Source organism: Burkholderia sp. lig30, from assembly GCF_000687455.2.
Lineage (GTDB): Bacteria > Pseudomonadota > Gammaproteobacteria > Burkholderiales > Burkholderiaceae > Burkholderia.
In genome coordinates, this window is record NZ_JGVW01000067.1 from 49,130 (window position 1) to 63,584 (window position 14,455).

General features: G+C 68.3%; 13 protein-coding genes. 2 read left to right on the top strand and 11 right to left on the bottom strand.

Annotation, left to right across the window (positions count from 1 at the left end; genetic code table 11):
• Positions 1-24 precede the first annotated feature (24 nt).
• Complete coding sequence (locus LIG30_RS09465; RefSeq protein ID WP_038711567.1) at positions 25-1,779, top strand: AMP-binding protein; 1,755 nt, start codon at positions 25-27, stop codon at positions 1,777-1,779.
• 157 nt (positions 1,780-1,936) lie between these two features.
• Here LIG30_RS09465 and LIG30_RS09470 read toward each other — a convergent pair whose 3' ends face one another.
• Positions 1,937-2,224 (bottom strand): PXPV repeat protein, encoded by a 288-nt coding sequence (locus tag LIG30_RS09470; RefSeq protein ID WP_038711632.1) that lies wholly within the window; start codon positions 2,222-2,224, stop codon positions 1,937-1,939.
• A 297-nt stretch (positions 2,225-2,521) separates the two neighbouring features.
• Between LIG30_RS09470 and hfq the strand changes: the two genes are divergently transcribed.
• A complete protein-coding gene (hfq, locus tag LIG30_RS09475; RefSeq protein WP_038711568.1) occupies positions 2,522-3,043 on the top strand; it encodes an RNA chaperone Hfq in 522 nt (173 codons plus the stop codon).
• An 83-nt stretch (positions 3,044-3,126) separates the two neighbouring features.
• Here the strand turns inward: hfq and LIG30_RS09480 are convergent, their stop codons facing one another.
• The 10 genes from LIG30_RS09480 to LIG30_RS09525 are packed head-to-tail and all read right to left on the bottom strand — an operon-like array spanning position 3,127 to position 14,396.
• Positions 3,127-3,819, bottom strand: coding sequence for a DUF2968 domain-containing protein (locus tag LIG30_RS09480; RefSeq protein ID WP_038711570.1), 693 nt, complete (start codon positions 3,817-3,819; stop codon positions 3,127-3,129).
• Positions 3,820-3,872: 53 nt separating this feature from the next.
• On the bottom strand, positions 3,873-5,264 hold the full coding sequence (locus LIG30_RS09485; RefSeq protein WP_038711572.1) for a sigma 54-interacting transcriptional regulator: 1,392 nt from the start codon (positions 5,262-5,264) through the stop codon (positions 3,873-3,875).
• Between the two features lie 20 nt (positions 5,265-5,284).
• Entirely contained in the window at positions 5,285-7,096 is a 1,812-nt protein-coding gene (locus LIG30_RS09490; protein WP_083493973.1) for a TadG family pilus assembly protein, read from the bottom strand.
• A gap of 7 nt (positions 7,097-7,103) precedes the next feature.
• Positions 7,104-7,439 (bottom strand): DUF3613 domain-containing protein, encoded by a 336-nt coding sequence (locus LIG30_RS09495; protein WP_038711573.1) that lies wholly within the window; start codon positions 7,437-7,439, stop codon positions 7,104-7,106.
• 1 nt (position 7,440) lies between these two features.
• Positions 7,441-8,295 (bottom strand): pilus assembly protein, encoded by an 855-nt coding sequence (locus tag LIG30_RS09500; RefSeq protein WP_038711575.1) that lies wholly within the window; start codon positions 8,293-8,295, stop codon positions 7,441-7,443.
• Positions 8,296-8,319: 24 nt separating this feature from the next.
• Complete coding sequence (locus LIG30_RS09505) at positions 8,320-9,330, bottom strand: type II secretion system F family protein (RefSeq protein WP_038711577.1); 1,011 nt, start codon at positions 9,328-9,330, stop codon at positions 8,320-8,322.
• 4 nt (positions 9,331-9,334) lie between these two features.
• Positions 9,335-10,339 (bottom strand): type II secretion system F family protein, encoded by a 1,005-nt coding sequence (locus LIG30_RS09510; RefSeq protein WP_038711580.1) that lies wholly within the window; start codon positions 10,337-10,339, stop codon positions 9,335-9,337.
• Positions 10,332-11,699 carry a CpaF family protein gene (locus LIG30_RS09515; RefSeq protein ID WP_038711581.1) on the bottom strand — a complete coding sequence of 456 codons (1,368 nt, stop codon included), beginning with the start codon at positions 11,697-11,699 and terminating at the stop codon, positions 10,332-10,334. Before LIG30_RS09515 ends, LIG30_RS09510 begins: the two co-directional genes overlap by 8 nt.
• Before the next feature lie 3 nt (positions 11,700-11,702).
• Positions 11,703-12,965 carry a fimbrial protein gene (locus LIG30_RS09520; protein ID WP_038711582.1) on the bottom strand — a complete coding sequence of 421 codons (1,263 nt, stop codon included), beginning with the start codon at positions 12,963-12,965 and terminating at the stop codon, positions 11,703-11,705.
• A 60-nt stretch (positions 12,966-13,025) separates the two neighbouring features.
• Positions 13,026-14,396, bottom strand: coding sequence for a type II and III secretion system protein family protein (locus LIG30_RS09525; RefSeq protein WP_038711584.1), 1,371 nt, complete (start codon positions 14,394-14,396; stop codon positions 13,026-13,028).
• Positions 14,397-14,455 lie beyond the last annotated feature (59 nt).

The following is a 14,455-nucleotide window of genomic DNA, read 5'->3' on the forward strand; positions in this document are numbered from 1 at the left end:
CACCCACCATTCAGGAGACAAGCCATGCCGGCTCCCGCAGCACCAGAAGCAGCCCAGATGCCACCGAACACCGACGGCATCTGGTACGCATCGTATCCCCCCGGCGTGCCGCGCGAGATCGACGTCACGCAGTACGAATCGCTGGTCCAGTATTTCGACGAATGCACGGCGAAGTACGCCGATCGCGTCGCGTTCGTCAGCGCCGGCGCGTCGCTCACCTATCGCGCGCTGGCGCAGAAGGTCGAGGCATTCGCGTCGTACCTGCAGACAATCGGCGTGAAGCCGGGCGACCGCGTGGCGATCATGCTGCCGAACACCTTCCAGTATCCGGTCACGCTGTTCGGCACGCTGAAGGCGGGCGCGATCGTCGTCAATGTCAATCCGCTCTATACCGCCCGTGAACTCGCGCATCAGCTCAAGGACAGCGGCGCGCAGACGATCGTCGTGTTCGAGAACTTCGCGCACACGTTGCAGGACGCGCTGCCCGACACACCGGTGAAGCACGTGATCGTCACGGCGCTCGGCGACCTGCTCGCCGACGGCTTCAACGCGAAGGGGCGGCTCGTCAATTTCGTGCTGAAGCACGTCAAGAAACTGGTGCCGCCGTACCGTCTGCCGCAGGCCGTGCGCCTGCGCGCGGCGCTCGCCGCCGGCGCGCGCGGCAAGCCACGGCCCGTGCCGCGCACCCGCGACGACATCGCGTTCCTGCAATACACGGGCGGCACGACGGGCGTCGCCAAGGGCGCGATGCTCACGCACGGCAACCTGATCGCGAACCTGCTGCAGGCGAAAGCCTGGACCGCCGGGCAGATGACGGGCGAGGCCGAGACGGTGCTCACGCCGCTGCCGCTTTATCACATCTATTCGCTGACGGTGAACGCGCTGATCTTCCTCGGGCTCGGCGGCCGCAACATCCTGATCGCGAATCCGCGCGACACGAAGATGATGATGAAGATCATTCGTCACGAGACGTTCACGGGCATCACCGGCATCAACACGCTGTACAACGCGTTCCTCGACAACGAAGCATTCCGGCAACGCGATTTCTCGAAGCTCAAGCTCGCGATGGCGGGCGGCATGGCGATGCAGCGCGCGGTCGCCGAGCGCTTCCAGCAAGTCACGGGGCGGCCGATCGTCGAAGGCTACGGCCTGACGGAATGCTCGCCGATCGTCACGATGAATCCGGTGAACCTGGATGACATGGCCGCGTTCAGCGGCTCGATCGGCCTGCCCGCGCCATCGACGACCGTGCGCTTCCGGCGCGAGGACGGCACCTGGGCCGGCATCGGCGAGCCCGGCGAGCTCTGCGTGCGCGGCCCGCAGGTGATGCACGGCTACTGGCAGCGTCCGGACGAGACCGCAAAGGTGATCGACGCCGACGGCTGGCTCGCGACCGGCGACATCGGCGTGATGGACGAGCGCGGCTTCACGCGCCTCATCGACCGGAAGAAGGACATGATCCTCGTGTCCGGCTTCAACGTGTATCCGAACGAGATCGAGGAAGTGCTGGTGATGCACCCGGGCATCAGCGAGGCGGCGGCGATCGGCGTGCCTGACGAAGTGCATGGCGAACGGATCAAGGTGTTCGTCGTGCGCCGCGACCCGGCGCTCACCGCCGATGACGTGATCGCCCATTGCCGGAAGAACCTGACCGGCTATAAAGTGCCGAAGCTCGTCGAGTTCCGCGACGCGCTGCCGCAAACCAACGTCGGCAAGATCCTGCGCCGCGCGCTGCGCGACGAGGCGCTCGCGCAGGGCAAACCGGCCGGTCACACCTGATGTCGCGTGTTTCAGACGGCGCCGTCGATGAATGACTCAACCAGACGGCGCGCATGGCAATCGCGCCGGCATGCGGCGGCGCCAGGGCCGCGCAGCAACGCACACTCGCGAAGCGCGTCGCCCTGACCGGCGAGACGCCGGCCGGGCGGCGCATCGATCAGTCGTCTTCGTCGTCGTGATGCTTGCGCCAGTGCTTGTACTCGTGCCTGCGCCACCGGCGGTAGCGGTCGTCGTCATAGCCGTCGTCGTAGCCATAACCATAGCCCGGATACGCGACGACGGCCGGCGGCGGCGCCACGTAGACCGGTTGCGGCTCGACGTAGACCGGCGCGACCGGCACGCCGATGCCGACCGCCACGTCGACGTGACCCGCGATCGCGCTGCCGGACGCCAGCCATGCCACCGCCGCCGCTGCCAACCCGAGCACCATTCGCCTCTTGTTCATGTTCCCGCCCTCTGATCCGCCGGCCATCCGGCGCGCGGGCACGACTGTAGACGAGATGCGCGCGCCCAGGTGCAACCGCAATGCGAGAGACGTAACGCAACGTAACAATGTTGGCGCCGGCCATTCGGCCGAATCGCGCAAACGTCCGCGAGCGTCTATAGTGGGTAACGGCTGGACACAAACGCAAGCGTACGCGCCGGGATCGAACAGGGTAAAATCGTGCCGATCGCCTTGCGTTTTCCACGCTACGCACACACGCACAACATATTTTCTGACGCCGGCTCCTGCCGCATCTCAATGGCCAATCCCGCAGAATCCCATCCGCAAAACGACTTCATCAATGCGGCGCGCAAGGAACGTAAGCGCGTTGAAATCTATCTCGTCAACGGCATTCGCCTGACGGGATGCATCGAGTCGTTCGACCAGTATCTGGTGATGCTGCGCACCCCCGTGGGTCTGCAAGGCATTTACAAGCGCGCGATCTCGACCATCCAGCTCGATACCGGCGGCGCCCGCCCCGGCGGCGGCGGCCCGCGCGGCCCGCGTACTGGCGGCCCCGGCGGCCGCAGCGGTGGCCGCGAGGGTGGCGGGCACGGCCCGTACGGCTCGCATGGCGGCTCCCGCCCGCCGCGTGACGACGCCGCGCCGCGCGACACCTATGGCGCGCCGCGTGACGCTTACGGCGCACAGCGTGATGCATACAGCGCGCCGCGCGACGCTGGCGAGCCGTCCGCGCCCGCATCGACGGAACCGCGCAGCAGCAACGGTCCCGTCATCGTCACACGCCGCCGCCGGCCGATCGTGCCGGACGGCCAGTAAAAAGCAAAAGGGCAAGCCAGACGGCTTGCCCTTTTTTCTTTGCGCGGCTGGCGCGGCATGTTGCCGCGCCAGCCACCGTCAGTTCATCGCGCCGCCGGCAGGCCGGCATCAGCCTCCCGCTGCAACGAGTGCACCTGGTGACGCAACGTCCGCAATTGCGATTGCAGTTGCGCCTCTTGCGCCTGCAGCGCGACCGTCTCGTTGCGCGCCGCCTTCTGGCGATCGGCCACCGCGGCCTGCTGCTCGCGCGCAATGCTCAAGTCCGCCTGAAGCCGGCGTGCGCGTGCCTGCGTCACTTCGATCATGCGATCCGTCTGTGCCTTTTGCGCCTCCAGCTTCGCCGCGCGCAATTCGTTCGTCGCCAGATGCGCGGCGTTATGCGCGAAATCGCGATAGATCGCTTCCGCCCTCGCCTCGTTCGACGTCTTGATCACGCGCCAGAATGCCTTTTGCTGGAACAGCGTGACGTAATACGCACCGTCCTTGACATTGAACAGCAGGCTCGCGCCGTAGCTGCCGTTATAGGTCGTGCGCATTTCCGTCAGCTCGTGCGCCTGGATCAGGCGCTGCAGTTCGTCGACCGTGCTCGGGCCTGTCGACTCGCCCGGCTGAACCTGTGTATCAACCGGCGGCGTCGCGGTGACGACCGCCGATGCCGGCTGAACCGGTTGCGGCGCTGCGTCGCCGCCTGCCACCCCTTGCGCTTGTGCGCCCTGCATTCCCACAATCATGGCGAACATGACGCTCGCCCGCCCCAACCCCGTCATTTGGATCATGAAGTGATTTCCCGCACCGACTCGTTGTAATTGTTCCAGCAAACATCGCATTATTACTCAGTTTCGCGTGCTTCGGGCTTTTCATCGAAAATCTGGTATTTCCTCATTTTTTCCCACAACACCTTGCGGCTGATGCCCAGCTGCTGCGCCGTGTCCTGGCGCCGCCAGCCGTTCGCGTCGAGTGCCGCAATCACGCGGCTGCGCTCGGCCATATCCCACTTGCTGCGATCGACGAACACCTCGGCCACGCTCTCCGCCGGCACCGGCTGCGCGGCGCTGCGCGCGTGCGCGATCAGGCGCTGCAGGCGCGCGGCGTCCCAGCCGCCCGTCTGGCGCACCGTCACGCCGACACGCTCGGCCAGGTTGCGCAGCTCGCGCACGTTGCCCGGAAAGTAGCTGTCGGCCACCGCGTCCGCGAGCCAGTACGGCAGCTCCGGCAGTTCCGTGAGCCGGCCCTCTCCGACCACCTGCGCGACGAATGACTTGAACAGCGCGATCTTGTCGACCGCCCCCCGCTCCTCCAGCGACGGAATGCCGAGCTCGATCACCGCGAGCCGGTAATACAGGTCGGCGCGGAACAGGCCGTCCTTGACGAGTTGCGGCAGCTTCTTGTTGCTCGCCGCAACGAGACGGAAATCGACCTTGATCGGCGCCGTCGCGCCGACCCGCAGCACCGCGCCGTCCTCGAGCACGCGCAGCAGCTTGACTTGCTGGTAGAGCGGCAGATCGCCGACTTCGTCGAGAAACAATGTGCCGCCCGCGGCTTGCTCGAAGTAACCTTTATGCGCAACAACCGCGCCGGTGAACGACCCTTTCGCGTGGCCGAAGAACAGCGATTCGAACAGGCCGTCCGGAATCGCGCCGCAGTTGACCGGCACGAACTCGCCGAGACGGTAGCGTGAGTGCTTGTCGTGCAGCAGTTGCGCGATGCGCTCCTTGCCGACGCCCGTTTCGCCGTGCAGCAGCACGTTGGTGTCGCAGTCGGCGAACGTGTCGACCTCGCCCAGCAGCGCCTTCATCGACACCGAGTGCGCGACGAGCTCGCTCGGCCGCTGCGTCTTGGCTGCGTGCGCGCGCAGTTGCGCGGCGAGCTTGCCGACCATCCCGCGCAGTTCCGCGCCGGTGAAGTCGAGCGGAAGCACATGCGAATACTCGGGCGGATACTGCGACGGGTCGTTATCGCGCGCCGCGCCGACCCATACGACCGGCATGCCGATGTTGGCCTGCCAGTCGCGCAGGAAGGCTGCGCCGCTTTCGATCATCGTCACGCTGATGATCGCGAGCGACGACCGCATCGCGGTGCGCTCTGGCGAGATTTCGGCGTTGTCGGCGCGGATCACTTCGACGTCGAAACTCGCCATGCACCGGGCGACGCGGTCGACAATGTCCGCCTTGCCTTCCCAGACGTACAGGTCGAGCTCTTCAATAGCGGGCGTGGTTCTCATCTGATTGGCCTGGATTTCTTCTAATTCACGATTTGCGCGACGCCGCACGTCAGCGATACGTTGTGTACGGTCGCGCTACCGATCTGCGCACCGAGCAGGTTGAGCAGCGGCACGATCACCTGGTCCAGCGCGGCGAGCAACGGGGACAGCGCCGCCGTGAGCAGCCCGACGACAGGCGCAAGCAGCGTCCCGACCGGAATCGCCAGCCCCGCCACGTACAGTGCGAGCCCGTTGGGCGCCGCGAGGCTTTGCGCGACGCCGGACAGCGCGTTCGTCAGCACCGAGCCGACCGCGTTCGAGTTGGTCGACTGGTAATAGTCCGTATCACCGTGGAATACCATTGTCGTGGCGCTGCTGGCTGGCACCATCGCGGGCAGTGCCACGTTGGCCTTGACCTGAAGGAGCGGCGGCAGCCCGAGCACGCCGACGCTCACGAGCGTCGCGGGATTCGGGCAGCTGAACTGTGTCGTCGCCGTCATGCCGGTGGGCGCGTCGCCGACGCACAGATTCGCGAGCCCGGTCTGCACGCCGACCACCGCGAGGCTGGCCGCCTTCGTCGGCGCGCAGCTCGTCGACTGAAGCCACGCCGTGCCGGGCGACACCTCGAGATAGAGCGGCAGGTGCACGTCCAGCTGGAACAGCGCGCCGAGCAGCGCGACCACCGGGAACAGCGGGCTCAGCAATCCCGGCTCGAAATTGCCCGTCGTCCCGAGATCGACGTTCAGGAACAACCGTACCTGCGCGGTGCTGGCCTGCGTGCGCCAGACGCCCGCCGGCGTGCGGCCGCCCTCGCCGATCGCCATCACGGGCGGCTGGACGATCTGCAGTTGCAGCGTCGCGTTCAGCACGCCGAGGTTGATGCCGGTGTTCACGTTGATCGGCGGTTGTCCGCTTGCGGCCGCGTTCGCCGCCGCGACCTCGGCCGCAACCATCACCGCGTCGAGCAGGTTGATCCGCGCGTCGGCCGCGGCCTGCCTGTTCGCGAGCCCGATCGCGAGCACGCCGGGCGTCGAACCGTTGCTCAGCACGTTCAGGCTGGCGCCGCCCGTCGCCAGCGACACGATCGTCTGCAGCGCGCCGCTGGCCACGCTCGCGTTCACGTTGGCGACCTGCGTGCGCGACAGCGCGTTGACCAGCAACTGCGCGAACTGCCCGGCCGTGACCGACACGTTCGCCAGCTGGTCGACCGTCCCGACGCCCGCTGCGACGACCAGATCCTGCAGCGAGATCTGCGTCGTCGCGAGTCCTTGATAGGACACGGCCGTCAGGTTGAGATTCGCGCCCAGCAGCGCGCCGAGCACGGAATTCAGCAAACCGTTCTGCAACGACACGAGCGACGTGCCGATCGTGAATGCGTCGGGATTGGCCGCCTTCGCGGTCGACGTCGCGCTCACCGTGCGCGCCGGCCCGAAAAAGAAGTACGGCACCTGCTTCGTGACCGTCACCTGCACTGCGTTCAGCTGGCCGGACGCAGCGGCGAAATAAGGCGGGGTCGGGTTGGCCGACACGTCCCATCGTCCGCACACGATCGACAGCGACTGGCCCGACGCCTGCGGGTTGAAGCCGTTCGATGCAGCATTGGCATTCGCGGTCGTGACCGGCTGCGCGCACTGGTCGTCCATGCGCTGGGCTGCCGCGAGCGCCGCGACGTCCGCCACGCGCTGCAGGTCGCGCCGCGTGAAGAACACGTTGCCGATGTCGATCGCGCCCAGCGCTACGATCGCGACGAGCGCCCAGACGGCCGCCAGGATGGACGCGGCGCCGCGTTGGCGCCGCGCCCGCGGCGGAACGCGTCGGAGCGTGCGGAAGGCAGGAGAGCGGGACGGACTCATCGCTGCCTCAGTATTGCGATGCGCCCTGCCCGCCGGACGACTGGCTGCCGGGCGACTGGCCGGCGCCGTCCGGATTCAGCGGCGAGCCCATCGACGCCGGAATCTTGTTCCTGAACGAGTCGAGATAGCGCTGATACGCAAGCGACGCGGCGTCGCCCAGCATCGGCAGTGCCGGGCCGGCCGCGCGGTTGTCGCGCTGCAGCGCGAGCCATGCGTCGGTCGATCCGCCGACGTCGGACGCGCGCGGCGCCCGCTCCTCGCCATATGCGACCGTCGCCGTGGCGGCGCCGATCAGCGCGAGCAACGCGGCGCCGCGCCGGACGGTTGTCCTGTAGCCGTTCATGCTAGTTCCCCCGGGTGTCTTGTCGTTGCGCGAACCGCTGCAGGAGCGGCGCGGTCGGGTCTACGGCCTGGCCGCCCGCGACGGCCGTGGCCTGCTGTGCGCCGGCGGGCGCCGGCACGGCGGCGGTCCGCCGCCACGTGTAGGACGCCGCGCCGATCCGGATCGCGTCGTTGCGAATGTCGTTGCGGATCTCCGCCGGCAGCTTCTGCTCGTTCATCAGCGACTGCGCGTCGTGCGGGCGGCCTGACGCGAGCAGATAGATCGCCAGGTTGCTGATGATCCTGGGATTGTTCTGATCCAGCTCGACCGCCTTCATCAGCGGTACGCGGGCGCCCTGAACGTCGCCGCAGCGCAGTTTCGCGTACGCCAGATCGGACAGCATCGACGCGTCGGTCGGCGCGAGCAGGGACGCCTGCGACAGCGCCTGCGACGCCCGGCTGAAATCGCCGGCCGCGCCGGCGATCAGACCGAGCCCGCGATAGCCGCGCGCCGCGAGCGGCGTCTTCAGCAACTCGGCATAGGCGGACGCGCTGGCGGCCGGCTGGTCGGTCGCGCGCAACGCATCGGCACGCAGCAGGATCGTGTCGGGCGACGCGCCGTACTGTTTCTCGTACGCATCGATGTGCGCCAGCGACGCGTAATAGAGCCCCTGCGCCTGCATCCGCTCGATCAGGCCGAGATACATGCCGGGCGTATCAGGCACGGCCTGCTTCTGGTCGGCCGCCTGCATCAGCGCGGCGCGTTCCGCCTGCGCGCCGATGCCGTATCCGCTTTCCTTGAATGGCGCGCACGCGCCCAGGAGCAGCACGACCGACACCGTGCCTGCCCGCCTCGCCATTTCCCCGTATCGCTTCATGTTCTTTTCCTTACGTCCGTCGACTCAGCGCTGCGCGTCGCTCAGCGCGTGCAGCACCGCGATCATGCCGGGGCCGGCCGTCACGATCAGCAGCGCCGGCAGCAACGTGACGATCATCACGCCTGTCATCTTCACGGTGAGGCGACCGATGCGCTCGCGCAGCATCGCGCGGCGCGTCTCGCGCAGGCGGTCGCCGAACTGCTTGAGCGGCTCCTGCACCGCGCCGCCGTGCTTGTCGACCTGGATCATCAGCCGCACGATCGCGCGCAGGTCCTCGTTGTCGAACCCGGCGGAAAGCCGCTGCAGCGATTGCTCGCGCGTGCGCCCGGCGGCGAATTGCCGCTGCGCGAGCCCCATCTCCGACGACAGCACCGGCATCATGCCCTTGAAGTCGTTCGTCACGACCTGGATGCTCTGGTCGAGCGACAGCCCGACGCCTTGCAACAGACGCAGCATGTCGACGAGGAGCGGCAGCTCGTCGTCGACGCAGCGGCGGCGCGCCGCCGCGCGACGCCGGACATGGATCTTCGGCAGCATGAAGCCGAGCGCGAACGCCACGAACATGCCGGACAGCCACTGCCCGCCGTTCAGGCGCGCACCGCCGACTGCGGCGAGCACCATCGGCAGGATCAGCGCGCAGGCCAGCCGTGCGCTCAGGAACAGGCCGCGCGTGCGCGCGTCGAGGTATCCGCACTGCTCGAGCAGGCGGCGGTCCTCGCCGGCCACCGCGTACTGGCCGACGCGCGTGTCGAGCCAGCGCATTCCGGTCGCCGACACACGCTCGAGCAGCGCCGACACGCGCGTTCGCCGCGCGCCGCCGGCCGGCGCATCGCCCTTCTGCCGGGCCCCGTCCGCGTCCTGCGCGGCCCGCACGCCGGCGGCCTCGAGCGCGGCGGCGCGCCGGTCGAGCGCATCGGCGAGCGCCCGCGCGCTGCGCGTCGTGTCGCTCGCGCGCAGCAGCGCCAGCAGGCCGAAGAGCAGCACGCCGAGCGCGGCGAGCGCCAGTGCAATCGATCCGAGTTGACTGGATGTCATCGCATCACCTGAGCCGGGCCATACGATAGAGCCACGCGCCACCCGCCGCCTGCAGCCCGGCAGCCAGATAAAGGAAACGCTGCCCGGTACGGTCGTGCCACATCGTGTCGAGATACGCGGGATTGGTCGCGACCACGAAACCGCCGATCGCAACCGGCAGCAGCGCCAGCACCCAGGCGGACAGGCGTGTTTCCGACGACATCGCCGCCAGTTCGCGCTCGGCCTGTTCGAGATCGCGCATGAACACCGACATGCGGTCGAGCATCACGTCCGCGCGCCCGCCGTATTTCACCGACAGCCGGAGCACCGAGCCGACCAGCTCGAATTCCTTCGTGCGATAGACATGCGCGACGTGCAGCATCGCGCGATCGATTTCGACACCCGTGCGCAGCATCCGCGACACATGATCGAGGCAGCCGCGCAGCGGTGCGTCGGTCGTCAGGAGCGCGGCCTGGAACGCGGCCGGCACGCTGTTGCCGAGCGTCACGAGCCGCACGATGCCGTCGAGAAACGATGGCAGTTGCCGAATGATCCGCAAACGGCGGCGCTGGATGCGCGACACGAGCCAGAACGTAAGGAGCGCGATGCCGCCCGCGAGCGCCGCGGCGCTCGCCAGCAGGCCGCCCTGGCTGCCCGCCACCAACGCGAGCGACACCAGCGCCGTCATGGCAAGCAGCGCCTTGCCGCGCGCATCCTCGATCCCCGAGCGGCTGACGAAATGGGACCGGTATTCGGCGAACGCGTCGCGCCAGCGCGCCGCACCCGATGTACCCGATGTACCCGATGTACCCGATGCACCCGATGCACCCGACACGTGTGGCGCCGGGCGCGTGCCGGCGGGCGCGCCATGTGCCGGCGCCGCCACGCGCGGGGCCGGCTCGATCCGGCTGTCGATGAAGCGCTGCGCGTCCACGCGCTCCCGCTTCATCTCGCCGTGCCGCCACAGCATCAGCGCTCCCGCGACGCACACCAGCGCGAGCGCAAGCGCCCAGATCGCGACGCTAAACATTGAAGCCCCCGCCGCCGCGCCCGAAGCCGCCGAAGCTGTCCGCACCGAAGCTGGCCGCACCTAAACCGCCGCCCGACAGCGTCTGGCGGAAGCGCGCGAGCTTCGGCGAGTGCGGATGGATGCCGAGCGATTCCCAGTGGTCGAGTTCCTCCCCCTCCTGCGTCACGCGCGCCTCATAGCGATACAGTTCCTGCGTCGCGATGATGTTGTCGGACAGCCCCGTGACTTCCGTGATCGACAGAATGCGCCGCCGCCCGTTCGACAGTCGGCCGATCTGCACGATGAAATCGACCGCGTTCGCGATCTGGCGGCGCAGGCTGGATTCGGTGCCCTGGAAGCCCGCGAAGCCGGCGAGCATCTCGAGGCGGTACAGACACTCGCGCGGCGAGCTCGCATGCACCGTGCCCATCGAGCCGTCGTGGCCGGTGTTCATCGCCTGCAGCATTTCGAGCACTTCGCCGCCGCGGACTTCGCCGACGATGATGCGGTCGGGCCGCATCCGCAGCGTGTTGCGCAGCAGATCGCGGATCGTCACGACGCCGGTGCCGTCGAAACCACCCGGCCGGCTCTCGAGCCGCACGACGTGCGGGTGGTTGAGCGACAGTTCGGCCGTGTCCTCGATCGTCACGACACGCTCGGGCTCCGGGATGTGGAAGGCGAGCGCATTGAGCAGCGAGGTCTTGCCCGAACTCGTGCCGCCCGACACCAGGACGTTGCAGCGCGCGGCGACCGCGGCCTCGAGCAGCGCGGCGATTTCCGCGTTGAACGTGCCGTTGCCGAGCAGGTCGGACGGCTTGAGCGGGTCCTTGCGGAATTTCCGGATCGACACGACCGGCCCGTCGATCGACAGCGGCTCGATCACGACGTTCACGCGCCCGCCGTCCGGCAACCGCGCGTCGACCATCGGGTTCGATTCGTCGAGACGGCGACCGATCGGCGCGAGAATGCGCCGGACGATCCGCAGCAGATGCGCGTTGTCGGTGAAACGCACCGGCAGTTTCGACAGCACGCCGTGGCGCGACACGTAGACGTCGCTGTAGCCGTTGATCAGGATGTCCTCGACGAACGGATCGGCGAGCAGGTCCTCGATCGGCCCGAACCCTGCCAGCTCCTTCGTCAGCGCCTCCGCGATCGCGCGCACCTCGTTCTCGTTGAGCGGGATGCGGCGCAGGCGCACGAAGCTGTCGATCTCCAGATCGACGAACTGGTTGATCGCCTGCCGCGACCAGCGCCCGAATTCGGCGCCGAGCTCCTCGATACGTGTCAGCAAATGCTCGTGCGCGGCATTCTTGATGTCGTGAAATTGCTGCGTCTGCGGAAACGGCGCTGCGCCGTCGGCGAATTGAATGTCGTGTGCCATCGCTTACGACCGCCTGGACGAAGGGTGAATGAAGCGCTTGAGCGCGGAAAGGCCCGACGCGGCACGCGGCGCGGCCGCGCCGATCAGTCGCTGGGCGAGCGGTTCGATCGCGCGCACGTAAGGATCGCGCTCCGTCAGATCGACGATGAGGCGCCCCTGGTTCGCCGCATGGCCGATCGCCACGCGGCGTGCGGGCAGCGTCGCGAGCAGCGGAAGCCCGAGACGTTCGGCGATCTGCGCCGGCGTGAGGCCGAGCGCCGGGTGATACTGATTGACGACGAGACGCACGCGTGCCGTGTCGACGCCCGCGTCGCGCAAGCCCTCGAGCAGATCGACCGCCGAGACGATCGACGCGACGCCCTGGTCGCAGACGAGCCATGCCTCGTCCGCTGACGCGGCGACCTGCGCGACGAACTCGCGGTTGGAGAATCCGCCGAGATCGACGACCTGCTGGTCGAAGAACGCGCGCAGGCGATTGAGCAGGCCGACGCACGACGCATACGACACGTCGCGCAGATCGGCGAGATTCGGCGGCAATGCCGTCAGCGCGACGCCGCTCGCGTGACGGGCCAGCGCGGTGTTGACGAACGTGCGGTCGAAACGGCGCAGATTGCGTACGGCCTCGACGAAGTGGAACTCGCAGCGCGTATTGAGAAACAGCGCGCCGTCGCCCGCCGGCAGGCCGAGATCGACCAGTGCCGTATGCCGGTCGTGGCGGTCGTGCCCCGCGGCGCCCGCCGACGCCTCTGCCGCGCCGTGCTTTTGCAGCCACACCGCGAGGTTCGCGGCCAGCGTGCTCACGCCCATGCCGACGCGCGCGCCGAGCAGCGCGACGACCTTGCCGTGGCGGCTCGCCGGCTCGGCGACGTTGTCGAGCAGGCCGCGCGTGATGCGCAGCGCATCCGCGGCCGGCGCGGAGATGTCGACGAAGTCGCGCACACCGGCGCGCAGCGCGGCGAGCGCGCTTTCCGGCTCGGCGATCGAGCCGAGCGCGACGACCGGCAGCCCGGGATGCGCGGCGCGCACCGCCGCGGCGGCCGTGCTCGCCAGCGCCGCGTGTTCGCCGGAAAAGTCGATGAAGACGAGGGTCGGGTTCAGTCCGGCAATGCGCTGGGCGAGCGCCGTCGGGTCGTACGGCGCAGCCTCGACCGCGCCGGCGGACACCAGCGTCTCGGCCAGCCAGCCGACGTGCCTGTCGTGCAGCGACGCGCACACGAAATAGTCGGTCACGGCAGGCTCAGCCAACGAATCGGTTCGAGCATTCATGTTGAAGCCCCCCGGTTACGCGCGGCGCGTCGGCACGCTGCCGCGCATGATGCACTGCGCTCATTTCGAAAACCCCGGTGCCGCGTCCGGTGACGCGATGCCGCCGAGATACGACCGCCAGACCGGGCCGTTGCGCTGTTCCGACAACTCGCCCGGCGTGGCCGGCAACGACGCCCCCTTCGCGATCGGCGCCACCAGATGCGGCGTGACGATGATCAGCAGCTCCTTGTCGCTTTGCTGGTAGTTCAGCGTCTTGAAGAACGGACCGAGAACCGGCAGGTCGCCGAGGAACGGCACCTTGTCGACGTTCGACATCGTTTCGCGATCGACCAGCCCGCCGATCACGAAGCTCTCGCCGTCGCCCAGCTCGACCGTCGTGTCGGCGCGGCGCGTCGTGATCGCGGGCACCGACACGCTGTTGATCGTCACGCCGTGCAGGTAGTCGAGCTGGCTCGACTCCGGCGCGACCTTCAGCGCGATGCGGCGCGCGCCCAGCACCGTCGGCGTGAGCGTCAGGCCGACGCCGTACTGCTTCCACTGGATCGCCGTCGAACCGAGCGCCTGCGGCACCGGCACCGGGATTTCACCGCCCGCGAGGAAGCTCGCGCTTTGCCCGGACAGCGCGACCAGCGTCGGCTGCGCGAGCACCCGCGCGAGATTGTTCGCCTCGAGGATCGAGATGTCGGAGAAGATTCCGCGGCCCGCCGCGTTCACCACCAGGTTGAACGCGGACGCCATCGGCGTGACGAGCGTCGGGATATACGACAGCGTTCCCGGACCCGACGCGGCGGCCGAACTCGTCGACTGCGACGAACCGTTGAAGCCCTGCAGCCCACCCGGCGCCAGCGAACCGAACGAGAAACCGTTGCTCTGCTTGAAGAAATTCAGCCCGGCCTGCTTCAGCACCGAACGACTGAACTCAACGACGCGCACGTCGACCTGCACGACGTTCTTGTCCCCGACCGTCGACGCGTCGACGATCGTGCCGTCCTTGCCGCTCATGCTCTTGCCGACCGCGACGGCGCGTTCGTGCCCGTCGAGCGTCTCCGCCGCGCCGCTCAGCACCGATGCGTCGCCATACGCCTTCACGTCGGGCGTCGAGCCGTCGCGCACGGCCTGCGCGGCCGCGCTGACGACGCTGACGTTCCACGCCACCGGCTCGTCATGGCCACGCTCCCACAGCATCACGTTCGTCGCGCCGGGCGCCTTCCCGACCAGCAGCACGGTGCCCGCGCGCGCGCCCTTCACGATCAGCACGTCGGCGACCGACGGGTCGCCGACCGCGATCCGCTGCAACGCGCGGCCGGTGGCGATCTGGCGCTGGGCGCCGACCGCAAGCTCGATCGCGCCGTGCGTGCCGGCGGCGGCGGCCAGCGACGCGAATGTCATGGCCCAGATGGCAATCGCGAATGCAATCAGTGTGTTCTTCATTATGTCGGTGACCGTCGACCGGCCCTCTCCTTCCGTCGCTGCTCTCGATGACTGCTCGT